The 14,596-nt window shown below is 44.4% G+C and carries 12 protein-coding genes; 1 reads left to right on the top strand and 11 read right to left on the bottom strand.

The features are described from left to right. Window positions 1-42: 42 nt before the first annotated feature. The 11 genes from ACXAH6_RS13685 to ACXAH6_RS13735 all read right to left on the bottom strand — a co-directional run bounded on the left by ACXAH6_RS13685 (window position 43) and on the right by ACXAH6_RS13735 (window position 12,633). A complete protein-coding gene (locus tag ACXAH6_RS13685) occupies window positions 43-1,302 on the bottom strand; it encodes an NRAMP family divalent metal transporter (protein ID WP_474877675.1) in 1,260 nt (419 codons plus the stop codon). Window positions 1,303-1,503: 201 nt separating this feature from the next. Then, window positions 1,504-2,172 (bottom strand): hypothetical protein, encoded by a 669-nt coding sequence (locus ACXAH6_RS13690; protein ID WP_474877677.1) that lies wholly within the window; start codon window positions 2,170-2,172, stop codon window positions 1,504-1,506. A 26-nt stretch (window positions 2,173-2,198) separates the two neighbouring features. After that, on the bottom strand, window positions 2,199-2,966 hold the full coding sequence (locus ACXAH6_RS13695) for an FTR1 family iron permease (protein WP_474877678.1): 768 nt from the start codon (window positions 2,964-2,966) through the stop codon (window positions 2,199-2,201). Next, complete coding sequence (locus tag ACXAH6_RS13700) at window positions 2,956-3,318, bottom strand: cupredoxin domain-containing protein (protein ID WP_474877679.1); 363 nt, start codon at window positions 3,316-3,318, stop codon at window positions 2,956-2,958. The genes ACXAH6_RS13695 and ACXAH6_RS13700 overlap by 11 nt, the downstream gene beginning before the upstream one ends. Continuing rightward, the gene (locus tag ACXAH6_RS13705; RefSeq protein ID WP_474877680.1) at window positions 3,315-4,523 is read right to left on the bottom strand and encodes a sensor histidine kinase; all 1,209 of its coding nucleotides are present in this window, start codon (window positions 4,521-4,523) and stop codon (window positions 3,315-3,317) included. Before ACXAH6_RS13705 ends, ACXAH6_RS13700 begins: the two co-directional genes overlap by 4 nt. 96 nt (window positions 4,524-4,619) lie before the next feature. Then, window positions 4,620-5,288 (bottom strand): response regulator, encoded by a 669-nt coding sequence (locus tag ACXAH6_RS13710; protein WP_474877682.1) that lies wholly within the window; start codon window positions 5,286-5,288, stop codon window positions 4,620-4,622. 86 nt (window positions 5,289-5,374) lie between these two features. Continuing rightward, on the bottom strand, window positions 5,375-7,120 hold the full coding sequence (locus tag ACXAH6_RS13715) for an ArnT family glycosyltransferase (RefSeq protein ID WP_474877683.1): 1,746 nt from the start codon (window positions 7,118-7,120) through the stop codon (window positions 5,375-5,377). After that, complete coding sequence (locus ACXAH6_RS13720) at window positions 7,113-7,778, bottom strand: TVP38/TMEM64 family protein (protein WP_474877685.1); 666 nt, start codon at window positions 7,776-7,778, stop codon at window positions 7,113-7,115. Before ACXAH6_RS13720 ends, ACXAH6_RS13715 begins: the two co-directional genes overlap by 8 nt. A 58-nt stretch (window positions 7,779-7,836) precedes the next feature. Then, the gene (locus ACXAH6_RS13725; RefSeq protein WP_474877687.1) at window positions 7,837-8,562 is read right to left on the bottom strand and encodes a glycosyltransferase family 2 protein; all 726 of its coding nucleotides are present in this window, start codon (window positions 8,560-8,562) and stop codon (window positions 7,837-7,839) included. A 142-nt stretch (window positions 8,563-8,704) separates the two neighbouring features. Further along, on the bottom strand, window positions 8,705-11,233 hold the full coding sequence (locus ACXAH6_RS13730; RefSeq protein WP_474877771.1) for a TonB-dependent receptor plug domain-containing protein: 2,529 nt from the start codon (window positions 11,231-11,233) through the stop codon (window positions 8,705-8,707). A gap of 356 nt (window positions 11,234-11,589) precedes the next feature. After that, on the bottom strand, window positions 11,590-12,633 hold the full coding sequence (locus ACXAH6_RS13735) for a LacI family DNA-binding transcriptional regulator (RefSeq protein ID WP_474877688.1): 1,044 nt from the start codon (window positions 12,631-12,633) through the stop codon (window positions 11,590-11,592). A 255-nt stretch (window positions 12,634-12,888) separates the two neighbouring features. Here ACXAH6_RS13735 and glnS point away from each other — a divergent pair, with 255 nt between their 5' ends. Next, complete coding sequence (gene glnS / locus ACXAH6_RS13740) at window positions 12,889-14,556, top strand: glutamine--tRNA ligase (protein WP_474877689.1); 1,668 nt, start codon at window positions 12,889-12,891, stop codon at window positions 14,554-14,556. Window positions 14,557-14,596: the final 40 nt, after the last annotated feature.

A 14,596-nucleotide genomic window follows, 5' to 3' on the forward strand; every position in this document is an offset into this window, starting at 1 on the left:
ACTGTCAGTTGCTTTTACTGCGCGTAGGAGCACTGAATTTGGCTATAGAAACCACTTCCAAACAATAAATACAGCGAGAAAACCAAACAAATAAAGTAACCCAGCGTAACTCAACCACTGTAGCCATTTCCCGCCTTTTACCGTGGGTTCAATATCAGAACTAGACACGAGTTTGTGATTCAACCACGCAAACATAGGCGTAGTGACAAACGCCAACGTCATAGCAAAGCTCAGCATTGCTAATAGAGCCGATTTAAAAAACAAAAGAATAATAAAGCTCACAACCGCAACGAAGGAGAGCCACATAACAAACACTCGCTCCGAATAAGTATTTTCTCCTTTGAGTAAAGAAAATGCCTCAGCCAGCGCGCGTGAGTATCCGTCGTACACAGTTAAAGCGGAACCAAAAATACACAAAAATGCCACCAAAGCGATAAGGTATCGCGACCATTCACCAATGGTGCTGGCATAAAGGTTAACCAGTTGATGCGAAAAGCCAATGCCGCTAGTCGCGAGCGTTTCGCCTGAACCATGTAACACTAATGCGCCTAAGGCGAGAAAAACCAACGCCAGTAGCAAAGTTGTAACGTACCCCAAATTGAAGTCAAATAAAGCCGACTGCGGTGTGACGTGTTGTTTTTTACACTGCTGTTTCAGCCACAACGACGTAATGCCAGATATTTCGATTGGGGCGGGCATCCAGCCCATAGTGACAACTAAAAAACCGATTGTGGCGAGCGTCCAAGGTGAGGGAGAAACAAAATCGCTGGGTGCTGCAGGAGCTTGTGCTGCCATAATGGTTGCACCGACCGTAGCCACAACTAACACAACCATGATGACCTTGGCTGCGCGGTTTAGCGCTTGGTAATGACCGGCAATGAGTAAAATGAGTATGCTGGCTAGCACAATGCCGGCGAGCGCGGTCATGGGCAGTGTAAAGGGTAAAAAATAGCCTAATAAACTGGCGGAAAACAACAAAAGGGCTGCGGAGTTAACCACGGAAGCGATGAGGTTCAGAATAAACCCTGTCGCGAGATAGCCTTTACCTAATTCTCGATAGCCGTACTGAATGGTTTGACGACTGCTAATGGTGTAAGTGACACCCGCCCTGAAAAACGGGTATTTGAGCACGTTCACCAAGAAAATTAATCCAACCAATTGCCAACCGAACTTTGCGCCCGCTTGGGTCGAAGCCACCAAATGACTGCCACCGATTGCGGCGGTTGCCATTAAGATACCAGGTCCGAGTAATTTGACTAATGCTGAAAAAGAAAGGGGTGAATCAGTTTGAGCCTGAGACATGAAAAAGCGCGTCCACACGGTTTTTGTATTTTTTTACAGTGTAAACAAAAACGTTGGAACGTGTGCATTGATTTTTGTTCAATGGGGCAAAAAAGTCTATGAATTCAGTGATACATTGACGTAACATGGCTCTTTTGTGTTGAAGGAACGCGGTTTATACATTTGACTGTTCGTATTAGCAGAAAATTTGACAACATTGATTTAAAATTCATATTCCATAGACAATCGTAGTGTGTGGTCTTTGTTGTCTCCGTTTATACCTGAAATAAATGCGGCTTCCCATTTGAGTTGACGATTGTGGTCAAACCGACGAATTCCCATGAACGCAGGTCCGACCCCAATAAAATTTTCAGCCATATAAAATTCGACGGCAGGTTGTACTTCCGGCATCCAGCGGTAGCGAAACTTCATTTTAAATTCACCTTCAATTTCGTCTTCCACCGTTTCGCCCCATTCATAAACTAAAGCGATATTCGTCGTTAGACTATATTTCCCAAACTCTTTTTCGGTTAGTATGCCTGCTTTCACTTCCCAATCGTTTGTGTTGTGTTGTTTTTCTATTTCGAATAAGGTTGCCCAATCGGCCCAATATTGCCCTTGTTCTGTCAACATCCAACGCAGTTCCAATTCATAAGAATTCATACCAAAATTGTCTTGTTCATCTCTCGCTCCTACTATGTAGGCTTCTAAAATCGCTTTTTCAGATACCGCGTGACCGAATGAAACTCGTTGCATAAGAATGTTGCCTTGGTCATTTTGACGAGAGGTCAAACGCCATTCAAATTCTCGCTCAAAAGGCATCACGTAGGGGTGGTAGACTCTGTCGACAATAAAATTGTCTGCGATAGCCAAGCTTGGAATGGCACTCATAAAAAGCAGAAAGCTGCAAATAACTCTCATAGAGACCTCGATTTAGGGAAACGAAAAATGGCAGGTATAAAAAACAGGCGCGTATAGATTACGGGGAGGAAAATAGTAATAAAATAAAACAAAATATAGGCATAGGTTGGCGTAGCTTCATAACCAACAAGTACGTTAAGTAAATGGCCGTATTCGCTATTATCAGCAATAAACGCGCGAGAATTCCAAATGCGATTCTGATCTTCAAGCACATTAGTTTGTTCTAGTAATGTTGCGATTGTCGCTATTTGTCCAGCATTGAAAACCAGTAACAATGCTCTTTTGGGCCAGTAGATTTTGTTGTTGACCAAAATTAGATAAAGCAAGATACACAAACTGGTACTAATACCGAGGCCAATAATTGTACCCATTAGCACTCCTGTATCACTGTTATTAGTATGCCAATACGAAATGGAATAAATCAAAAAGTGGATTGCATTGACGAGTGTTATTAAAGCGAGGAGGAGAGCTGTAATTATTTTGTAAGTGGGTGACGGTTGGAGAAATTGTCTGCGGTAATGTTCACAAAGTAACAATAGTACAAGTACCAGCGCAACTACCTTTAGTAATTCAAGGCCTGCACCGCCTGATATTACTGATATTTTATCTAGATTGAAATACAGTAAGAACACCGCACCCAATCCACCAACTGTTCCCAACACCAGAGTTCTAACTTGTACACCGACTTGTAATAACAACAACGTAAAAAGCAAAAAAATGGGCAGAGTGTCCCGTATAAATAAAATGACGGTATTAATGAGCATCGCGATTTTCCTTCTCGACGATTACAACACCGACTGCACTGTTAGGATGATATTCGCCAAAAAAATTATATTTCCCTGCTGGTAAAGGGCCGACAAATATAGTGCCTCGGCTATTTCCAAAAATAACTTTCTCTCGGTTAAGGTCAAAGCTATCAATTTCTTCAGGTGTAGGATCGTGATTGATAAAGGTTAATTTTACTTTTTGATTTGCCGGTATATGGATCACTTCTGGAACAAACAGATTTTGTTTAATCTCTATGAAATGTTCGGGAAGAGGAGAAGCCCCCGTATTTGTGGCAAAAATACAGATCGTAAGTGTTAAAACATACCCTAGCCACCTGTTGCGAATCATTGAGGAATAGACTCCCTTAGAGGTAAGAATATTGCAACTTTTACTCCTCCCAAGGTTGAGTTTTCTAATGTGATATCGCCGTCGTGTAGAGCGACGATTTGACCAACAATCGCCAGACCTAAACCACTACCGTGGGTGTCACTCTTTTCATTTGCATGGCGATAAAAACGTTGTAGTACTCTGGGTTTATCGTTGTCTGGGATACCAGGGCCAGAGTCTTCAACTTTAATAACGACGGCGTGTTTGAGCGCTTTCACCGTGACCTTAATATCGGCTTTTGGTGGTGAATACGCATTTGCGTTCGCGATGAGATTTTGGAGTAGCGTGTAAAGCACAAATTCTGTACTTAATACAATGGCACTATGACCTTCTAAACTTATTTCTTGCTCTTTTGTTTCTATTTTTGAATAGATGTCTGAAATGACTTTTTGAGCGACATTAAATGCGTCTACTGACTCAAGTTGTAGTTGGAACGTTTCAGGGCTCGTACGACTTAACAACAATATTTGATTTACAGCGTGGATCATGCGATCTGTATCGTGTTGTAACGCATGTAATTTATCTTTATTTTCCGGCATTTCCTGTTCAAGGTTGTGCAAGTTGATTTTCATTACGCTTAGAGGTGTTCGAAGTTCATGAGCGGCATTGGAAGCAAATTGTTGCTCTCGTTCGAATGCTTCATGGAGTCGTCCAAACATAGAATTTAATGTTGTCATTACAGGTTCCATTTCTGCTGGTGTTTGCGGCAAGCTAATCGGAGAAAGGTCTTTCACTTTACGTTGATGTAAACGCGTCGATAGCTGCTTCAAGGGTTTTAAGCCTCTTGTAACCGATAAGAAAATAAAGCAGGCTAAGATGGGCACTGCAATGATAAAAGGCATTATCACAGAAATGGTCAGGGACTCTGTTAGCTGTACACGGTTGTTCAACGGCTGGGCAACCATAATGACTGTGCTATTCACTAACGTTTGTCGATAAACCCGCCAGCGCTGGCGATTAAAATTTTGGTTGGAGTATCCGTCATCACTATCTGTGATTGGTGTTGTAGGAGTATTTTGAGAGTGGGTAACTAAATTTCCGTTATTCCAGATCTGGTAGGCAAGTTCATCGGCTTTTTCGGTTGCTATAGGCAGACCGTTGCCCAGTGCAACTGTGTACAATACACTGCTAAGCTCCTTATCTAAAAACTGCGATGATTGGGCCATTGCCGCTCTATAGCCATGCATCGCAGCACTGAACACGACTAAGATCAGAGTACTAACAAGCAAAAGGGTTAAAAATCGGCGAATTGAACCCAATGCTTAGGCCTCTTTAACTTTGGGGATTGTGTAGCCTACACCTCGTATCGTTTTGATAAATTGGTCAGGTAGTTTCTTACGCAAGTGGTGAATATGTACTTCAATAGTATTGCTCGCGACTTCTTCGCCCCATTCGTACAAGCGAGATTCCAGTTGATGTTTAGGCTGAATGCGTCCTGCGTTTTCCATTAGGACTTTGAGTAGCATTAACTCGCGTCTGGGCAAAGAGACAGGCTCCGCGGCAACAGTCAAATGTAAGTTTTGGGTATCCAATGATACAGTGCCTATAGAGACAAGCGCGCTATTGGCAGTGCCCAAACGCCTCTCTAAAACACGTAAGCGCGCGAGTAATTCATCCATATCGAAAGGCTTTGGTAAGTAATCATCCGCCCCCGCGTCAAGCCCCGCAATTTTATCTGTTACTTTGTCTCGCGCAGTGAGAATAATCACAGGCACAGAAGAGGACTTTTGTCGAAGCGTTTTAAGTACACCTAATCCATCCATATCGGGTAGACCAAGATCAAGTACTGTAATGTCGGTTTGACCTGCCGTCAGGGTATTGAGAGCTTCTTTGCCGTTGAACGCACAATCTACCACATAACCACTACTGCGTAGTGATTGAGATAACGCATTTGATAGGGGTATATCATCTTCGACGAGTAATAATCGCATAATGAAAAATAGTGTTAAGAAACAAGCTAATAATAGCACCGAATACTTAAGTTAACCTTAAGTATTCGGTGCTGGCTATCTAAAACTCATTGAAGTGCTGGGGTGTAGTGGTATCGACGAACCGGTTCACTTGGTGCCGCACATTCAGCTAAGGTGCTGTTTTTCCCTAGTACAACCCAATCTCGACGGTGAGCATGACCTAGGTTAATGGCTTTATTGATGTCGAAACAATCACTCGAAATAGCTTGCTTGTCTACTAAAATATAGCGGTTTTCCCCTTCGCTGATAAAGCGATAGGCCTCACGTATTTGATCATCATGGCGTGTGTGATATCCAAAATGTATAGTTGGATAGGGCGTAAAAAGTAAAAACTGCTCTGAAAAATCCACCAAACCTAATGTGCTCACCGTCGGCACTTTCGTTTTCAACGTGGAGTACACAGATTTGGGTGTTCTTACGTCATTCATGAGGTATGAACCCCACGTACTGTACAAGCTCCAAAATGCTACGAAGAAAAGAATCCAGGATTGCCAAGGGCGAGTTTTTATCCGCCAAAATGCACCAAATAGAATAACTAAGCCAAGAGTCGTAAACAGAGTCCAAGGGGCTATATCGAGTTTTTGCGCCCATTTGTGAGTAAAACTAAAATCGAACAGCCCTGCAATACCCACAACAGTTAGCGTGCCGCCGATTGCCGTGACAATACACCAAAGAATTCTGTTGAAAATAGGCTTGTTGGTCAAGATGGTACTAATGAAAGGCGCAGCTATTAGCGCCAATATGGGGACCGCGGGCAGAATATACACGCCGCGTTTCCCTGGGCTGACACTAAAGAAAAACAACAATAAAACTATCCACACCGCGGGTAAAATAATACGCATGTCTCTTTGCTTAAAAGCCGTGATCCAATGTGGAACAAGCCAGGGAACGGCTAAGCTTAATGGTAACCAAAACGTTGGGATAACCGAGGCAATATAGTACCAAAAAGGTTTGATATGATGCCATGAATCGGCATAACGGGTGACAGTTTGGCGAAATAGAATATTGTCTCGGTATTGAGTGAAGTCTGCATCTTGGCTCACGTGTACTTGCCAGAGCATTGGCAGCAACCATAAACACACCGCCCCAAGAAAGGCGCCAATTCCCAAAAACCAGAGCAAGACCGACTTGATATCACCTTGGGTAATCGCTGGCGTTATTTTCATTGCCCTGGCAGCAGCAAAGGGAATGAGCATAAGAATTGGCAAAAAGCCAACGCCTTTAGTTATCACTCCTATGCCCATTGCGAAAAAGCTCAAATAATACCAACGCCAATGTCCGCCTAACAGTAAAAAACGCAGCATACTGTAACACCCCAAGGTGATAAAAAAGCACACCATCGCGTCAATTTGTGCGGTTTTCGCCTGCAAAGTGAATTGGACAGTAAAAAGTAAAAGAAAGCCTGCGGTCAGACCTATTTTTTTTGACCAAAGGCGCTTACCTAAGTCAACAATTAGGTACAGAGTGGCTAAGCTACTTAGCGCATTAGGGAGTAAAAAAGCGAGTTTCAATGAACCAAAGAGCCAATAGCAAGCGGCGATCGCCCACATAAATACAGGAGGCTTATCAGGGTAGAGTTCACCGCCACGCATGGGAAAGAGCCATTGACCTGATTCCACCATTTCTTTTGCCACCTGGGCAAAGCGGGGTTCATCGGCTGGCCAAGGATCACGTAACCCTATGCCAATTAATATTAGCCACAAGGCAGATAATAAGAATAACCCGGTAAGATGACTGAGCTGATTATCAGACGATAAGCCCTTAGACAGGCTCGTAAATAATATTTTATCCATTAGCATTTTTGCCATTTTCGAGTGGACAGCCACAGCACGATTCTGATTGGGCGTCGTTTAGTTTATCTGCTCGGTATTGGCGAAGTAAGACATAGCCTATAATGCCCGAGATCACCATGAGTACAGCACTAATGCTAACTTGAATTGTCGATTCAACTACGACGCCTTTACCCATCAAACTGAAGATCAACATTTGTGGTATGTAGCCAATGCCAGAGCCTAATATGAAGCGGGATGCGGGCACGCATGTAACGCCTACAATGATGTTAGTTAACAGATTATTTCCTACGGGTAGTAAGCGAATCACAATAGTCATGAGTAGTGGACTGACCAACAGAAATCCTTCTACCTTTTTGACTTTGCGTTCAAATCTACCTAAAACAAATGGTTTGGAAAAATACCGGGCAGCACAAAAGGTTAGGGCACAACTCGTGGTGGCTGCTAGGGTTGAAAAAACGACGCCTTCTGCAGTACCAAACGCATAGCCACCGAGAAAGGCAATCATTTGTCTTGGCATACCAACACTAAGCAAAAGCGTCGCGACAATGACATAGCGCAAAATACCTTCTATACCCGCATGACGAGTTTGGGCATCGATCCAGGATTGATCAAACTGGCTAAAGCCGGGCAAGTAATCGCTGAGTTGAAAAAATAGCACGCACAGCAACACTATAACGACGGCTCGGGAAATGAGTCGTCGATAGGACCGCGTATATTTATTGTTCATCTGCTACGAACTCAGCCTGTTTGGTTCGTCTAAGTAACCAATAAACACCCAAAATATCGACGATACCAACACGTAAACGCCCGAGCATGTTGTAGTTAGATTGCCCAAATTCACGGTTGCGATGGTTCACTTCAACTACATGAATCGTGCCGCCCAAACGTTTGATGAGGGCAGGCATATATCGATGCATGTGATCAAAGTAGGGGAGTAGTTTGAAAGTGTTTCGAGGAAATATTTTCAATCCACAACCAGTATCAGGCGTGTCATCGTTAAGAAAACGGCGCCTAAACTTATTTGCCACACGAGATTGAAATCGTTTCCAAGTTGTGTCTTTACGGTTTTTTCGATGACCAATGACGCAAAAATGTGAATTTTCTGGGTTACTATTTGCAATCGAAAGCATAGCAGGTATATCTGCAGGGTCATTTTGTCCGTCGCCATCTAGGGTAATAATGAACTTACCTTTGGCGAGTGCTATAGCGGATTGAATCGCGGTACTTTGGCCCACAGATTTCTTGTGTCTAAGTACTTTGAGTTGGGGAATTTCCGATTTTTTGACTGATAATAATAAAGAATGTGTATTGTCACTGCTGCCATCGTCTACAACAATGATCTCGTGTTTTATGCTTGGTCCTATATTGACCGTAATTTCTCGTATTAGCGACAGAATATTTTGTTCTTCATTTTTCGCGGGAATGACTACAGAGACTCTCAAGCTATTTTGCCCTTCTACACAAATTGGGGGATTGTTCTGATGCGCCTGAGGGTATTACAGAATCCTTAAGAAAAACTTATGATGAAAAAAGGCCGTTATTTGACTAAATAACGGCCTTGATTGAGATGTTAGAAAGTACGAGTTAGAAACGATAGCTCACTTTTCCGTATACATAACGGCCGGTAAAGCCGAATGGCGAAAAGCCAGAGTATGGGAATAAGCGAGAGTACGTAGATACGCTCTCCACGTTATCACGAGTGGCTTTAGGGTATATATCAAACACGTTATTAGCGCCTAAACTCACAGTAATGTTGTCTGTGGCTTGATAGGCTACGTCGATGTCTGTAATCCATGCCGCAGGGATGATCTCGTATTGTGATTCTGTGCTGGATGGATCATGAGTTTCACCATAACGCGTGGTGCGTAATGTGGTATTGAAATCTGCAAATTTCCATACCGCGCTCAAATTCACTTTTGAATCTGGCGACGACTTTTCAAAGCGGCGTAGTTCTACACCCGAAAACAAATTGCTTTGGTCAATACCGGCATCTTGCAATACCGCTGGTGGGTCAATGATGTCGGTGACTTCATTGTCATTTTTGTTGAACCCAGCGTTGAATAACACCGAGCCGTAATCGTCAGTTTCTAACTGGTAGGTTGCAACAACATCGACGCCTTTTGTTGTTGTGTCAATGGCATTGAGGAAGAATCGCGCTTGCGTGGCACCTGTGCCAGCTAACAATGCCTCAACGGCTTCACCAGATAAATTATTAGACAGTACAATACGATCATCAATGGTGATGCGATAGAAATCGACCGATAGGCTGAATTCACTAAATGGCGTCCAAGTAAACCCGCCGGCTACACTGACCGAGTTTTCTGCATCCAAGCCAGGCGAGCCGAGGGTTTGGGCAACGTCACTCGATGGCGCAAAAGTACCTGTTTCAGTGGGTTCGCCATCAACAAATACCGTGGCGATAGAGGTAAAGTATTGCTGTTGCAGTGAGGGCGCGCGGAAACCGGTCGATGCAGATGCGCGGATAGCAAATTCATCGGTAACAGAGAAACGGTTAGCAATTTTCCCGTTAAACGTTGAGCCAAAATCAGAGTAGTCTTCATATCGACCCGCTACTGTCATGTTCCAGTTGTCGGTAATATCCGCTTCTACGTCAACGTAAAAGCTAACGTTATGACGGCTATTATCGCCTGCCGATTCTGGTGTGAACCCAGGAAATACCTGAGAACCAGCGGCACCAAATGGGCCGTCGATAGGGTCGGTTTCAATACCACCAGGTCCGTAGGTGCCTTGGTCATAGGAGGCCAGTTCGCCCGCCGTAATTTGGTAACCTTCACGGCGATATTCTGCACCCATGGCAAAGTTTAAGCCGCTAGCGAGAAAGTCCACGTCTAACACGCGGCTGACATCGGCGTTGATAACCAGCTGGTCATAAGTGAGTGTGCCGGCATCAAATTCAGTTTGGCTTTCAGGGCCGTATGACGTGTTTAAGCTGTTGGTAACACCAAATTCGAATTCGTCTCGTCCATAAACGGCTGAAACGTCGTAATTCCATTCACCCACATACCCTTTAAACCCGGAAGCTAATGAAAAGTCTTGAATGTCAGACGTGATGACGGGTAAAAATCCGTCGGGATAAATCGATAAAACATTGCGGCTGTCTTGTGCTCGGCGGAAGAATCCACCACCTTCGCCTTCCCGTGTTCCGTAAGAGCCAAAGGCATACCATTCAGCTTCATCCGATAAGTAATAACCGGCGTTAACAAAAACAGAAAGATCCTCTACCGTGCCGTTACCAAAGTTGTGATCGTATCGGTTCCAAGTGAGTTCTCGGGGGTCGAGTGAACCATCTTCTAACCGCGCATAGTTTTCTCTTTGGTCATAATCTGCACGGTTTGACGCCGCGCGGTCGCGGTACTCCGCTGAAATATTCACGAAGCCGTCTTCACCCAGTTCAAAACCCATGTTGCCTCGGAGCGTAAGTGTTTGACCATCAGTTACTTTACGGTCGGCACCTTCTGTGAAGTCAAGGTTTCCGTCATCTCCAATACTGACATCTTTTAGGTCTGGGACACCCGCCATTTGGGTGACGTTTGCGCCGTATGTCGCTGAGAAAGCACCGCCTTGGGCGTCTTTTTTCAGCACAATATTGATCACACCTGCGATGGCGTCTGATCCGTATTGAGCCGCAGCACCATCGCGCAATACTTCAATGCGCTCAATGGCGTTAACGGGAATAGCGTTTAAGTCGACAGCGGAAGAACCTCGGCCAACAGAGCCGTTAAGGTTGATCAAAGCACTGCTATGGCGGCGTTTACCATTCACCAATACGAGTGTGTGGTCTGGGGCTAAGCCACGCAATTGCGCAGGGCGAACATGGTCCGTTCCATCAGTGATAGATGGCTGTGGAAAGTTAAAGCTAGGCAACAGGGTGCTGAGTACCATATTGGTTTCGGTAAGACCTGATGCGCTGAGTGTGTCCGAATCGATAATATCAATGGGTACTGGGCTGTCTTCTACACTGCGGCCCAAGCGGCGAGAGCCGAGTACGCTGATCTGCTCAACATCTTCTGCACTGACATCATCTTGTGCATAGGCAGAGAAGCTGGCCAGCGATATCGTGTTTATCGCAATACTTGAGGCTAATAACGACAGGGTAAAACGACGTTTTCCATTTAAGTTCACTTGAATCCTCCTAAACTCACAATACTGTCTCGATTTACACAAGATGCGCTCGCCAATTGCTTTGAATAAGTATTATGAAATCGCGATATGTGATGAACGAAATTGTGAGTGATAAACAATTGGTCGAGACCGCACAATAACACGATTTGTTCCGCCCAAATTTGTTATTAATCGTTTAAGTTAGTTGTTACGTCTCACAATCGGGTGTGAAAAATAATCAATAAGTAAGAGGTATTTTGTAGGATAATTATCTTTTATATATCTATTTTGTAGTGAAATGCGGTTAATTTAGACCGCTTATGCATCATCTTTTTATTAAGTTTTGATTAAGAGATCGAACGTTTGACTTCACACCCGCAAGATTGACGAATGACTAGGTCAGCTTTCATTAAATGGTCTTCTGTGGGTTCTTTTTTAATTGCTTTTAATAAGGTTTCAACTAATAGCTCGCCAGCCAATTTGGTATTTTGTTGCACGGTAGTGAGTGCAGGGGTGGTAAATGCACTCACTTGAATATTGTCATAACCAACCACTGCCACGTCTTCGGGTACGCGATACGCGGTTTCTCTTAAGGCCCGTAATACGCCGATGGCAATGAGGTCAGACGCACACATAATGGCATCGGGCAGCGTCGCGTTACTCAATAATTGCTTTGTGGCCTCATACCCTGCATCTTCAGTTGAAATACCATCGAGTTGGGTTGATGCCGTTGCGTCTATGGACGCTGCAGCTAGGGCGGCAATATGCCCTTCATAACGGGCTCTAAATTCTGGCGCTTCGTCACCCGCGTCACCAATAAAAGCAAAGGTTTTATGCCCTAAACGCAAGAGATGTTCAGTAACGGTTTCGCCGCCTTGAAAGTTGTCGCAGCCAACAGCAATACCAGGGTGATGCTCGTCAGGTGCGCCCCAACGAACAAAGTGAGTACCTTGGTTTTCTAATTGCGTTAGTTTGTACTCATAAGCCAAATAATCGCCGTAACCCAACAAAATTATGCCGTCAGCTTTGTTTGAATCTTCGTACTCCGCGTGCCAGTCGTCGTCGAGGTTTTGGAAAGACACTAATAAGTCATAACCCACGTTGGCACAGGCCCGTGTAATGCTCCCGAGCATAGAGATGAAAAACGGGTTAATCATGGAATCGTCAGACGTGGGGTCTTCGAAAAGCAGTAGGGCAATGGTATTGCTCTTTTGTTTGCGCAAATTACTGGCGTTTTTGTCTACCTTGTAATTTAGCTCTCGCGCAATGCGCTGCACTTTGTCTCGGGTTTCTTTATTGACCAAAGGACTGTTGCTTAGAGCACGTGAAACAGTAGATTGTGAGACGCCCGCGAAGTGCGCTATATCGAATGAAGTCGGTTTGCCTTTCATGATCGTTTTTATTATCTAGGCGACATTGCCCTTGCGTCAGATTACCATAATTGACAGATAAGCGGTAAAACTTCACTTGTTATTTATCGTATTTTCACATTCTTGACGTAAATTTTTATCAAGAAACACAAACGCTTGGTGGATAATTGTGCAATCTACGAGTCTGCTAACAATAATCGTAGAGGGAAGGGAAGGGACAATGCTATACTGCTGTTCTGACACATTAATTAGAACAACGTAAAGAGGGTGCCACGAATGGCCGAGACTGAGAACCGTCCGACCAATTTTATCCGTCAAATCATTGATAAAGACCTTGATTCCGGCTTACACGACAGCGTTAAAACGCGTTTTCCACCAGAGCCAAATGGTTTTTTGCATATTGGTCACGCAAAATCGATTTGTTTGAACTTCGGCATTGCGCAAGACTACCAGGGCACCTGTAATCTTCGTTTCGACGATACCAACCCAACTAAAGAAGACATTACCTATGTGAATGCCATCAAAGAAGATGTCACCTGGCTAGGTTTTGAATGGGATGGTGACGAGCGTTATTCATCGAATTACTTCGATCAGCTGCACGGCTATGCAGTAGAACTGATCGAAAAAGGGTTGGCGTATGTTGATTTCTCTAGCCAAGAGAAAATGCGTGAAATGCGTGGTACGTTAACTGCACCAGGTGAAAATAGCCCTTACCGCGACACTGATATAGCGACCAACTTGGCCGAATTTGAAAAAATGACCAAGGGAGAATACGAAGAAGGTCAGTGTTCTTTGCGTGCTAAAATTGATATGGCGTCGCCATTCATGTGTATGCGCGACCCAGTGATTTACCGTGTGAAGTTTGCTCACCATCACCAAACCGGTGATAAGTGGTGTGTATACCCCATGTACGATTTCACACATTGTATTTCTGATGCTATTGAAGGTATCACGCACTCTTTGTGTACGCTCGAATTCCAAGACAATCGTCGTTTGTACGATTGGGTTATCGAAAATATTTCTATTGACTGCACACCACGTCAGTACGAGTTTTCTCGTTTGAATCTGGAATACACAGTACTGAGCAAGCGTCGTCTCATTCAGTTAGTTGAAGAAAATCACGTTGCTGGTTGGGATGATCCTCGTATGCCTACGGTTGCTGGTTTGCGCCGTCGTGGCTATACACCGGGCGCTGTGCGCGAATTTTGTAAGCGTATTGGCGTAACCAAAATGGATAACATGGTCGAAATGGGCATGTTAGAAGCTTGTATTCGCGATGATTTGAATGTGAATGCACCACGCGCTATGGCGGTGTTAGATCCAATCAAAGTGGTTATCGAAAATTACCCAGAAGACAGCAGCGAATTACTGACTGCGCCGAATCATCCGAATGATGAAAGCATGGGCACACGCACGGTTCCCTTTAGTCGCGAAGTGTACATCGAAGCTGACGATTTCCGTGAATCGGCGAATAAGAAATTCAAGCGTTTGGTTCTGGATAAAGAAGTGCGATTGCGCAACGCCTATGTGGTCAAGGCAAATCGCGTAGAAAAAGACGAAAACGACCAGGTCACAACCGTGTACTGTACGTACGATCCTGAGACTTTGGGTAAAGATCCTGCCGACGGCCGTAAGGTGAAAGGTGTGATTCATTGGGTTGATGCGAAAGGCGGTATTCCTGCTGAGTTCCGTTTGTACGACCGTTTGTTTAACGTGCCGAACCCCGCTGCTGAAGACAACTTTGCTGATGCAATTAACCCAGAGTCGCTATCGATTAAACAGGGTTTTGTTGAGCCTAGCTTGATGGATACAGAGCATCAAGTAAATGCGTGGCAATTTGAGCGTACGGGTTATTTCTGCAAAGACACAGACAGCAGTGCTGAAAAGCCAGTGTTTAACCAAACTGTAGGTTTGCGTGACACTTGGGCGAAGATCGGCGATTGATCACAGCATAATGCCGCAAGAAAAGGGCTGCCTCTGGGCA

It is taken from the genome of Alteromonas sp. ABE4_545 (assembly GCF_056161325.1).

Excerpts from the sequence above, each read along its gene's own strand:
- ACXAH6_RS13685 (WP_474877675.1), bottom strand. The coding sequence starts at position 1,302 with ATGTCTCAGGCTCAAACTGATTCACCCCTTTCTTTTTCAGCATTAGTC.
- ACXAH6_RS13690 (WP_474877677.1), bottom strand. The coding sequence starts at position 2,172 with ATGAGTGCCATTCCAAGCTTGGCTATCGCAGACAATTTTATTGTCGAC.
- ACXAH6_RS13695 (WP_474877678.1), bottom strand. The coding sequence starts at position 2,966 with ATGCTCATTAATACCGTCATTTTATTTATACGGGACACTCTGCCCATT.
- ACXAH6_RS13700 (WP_474877679.1), bottom strand. The coding sequence starts at position 3,318 with ATGATTCGCAACAGGTGGCTAGGGTATGTTTTAACACTTACGATCTGT.
- ACXAH6_RS13705 (WP_474877680.1), bottom strand. The coding sequence starts at position 4,523 with ATGGCCCAATCATCGCAGTTTTTAGATAAGGAGCTTAGCAGTGTATTG.
- ACXAH6_RS13710 (WP_474877682.1), bottom strand. The coding sequence starts at position 5,288 with ATGCGATTATTACTCGTCGAAGATGATATACCCCTATCAAATGCGTTA.
- ACXAH6_RS13715 (WP_474877683.1), bottom strand. The coding sequence starts at position 7,120 with ATGGATAAAATATTATTTACGAGCCTGTCTAAGGGCTTATCGTCTGAT.
- ACXAH6_RS13735 (WP_474877688.1), bottom strand. The coding sequence starts at position 12,633 with ATGAAAGGCAAACCGACTTCATTCGATATAGCGCACTTCGCGGGCGTC.
- glnS (WP_474877689.1), top strand. The coding sequence starts at position 12,889 with ATGGCCGAGACTGAGAACCGTCCGACCAATTTTATCCGTCAAATCATT.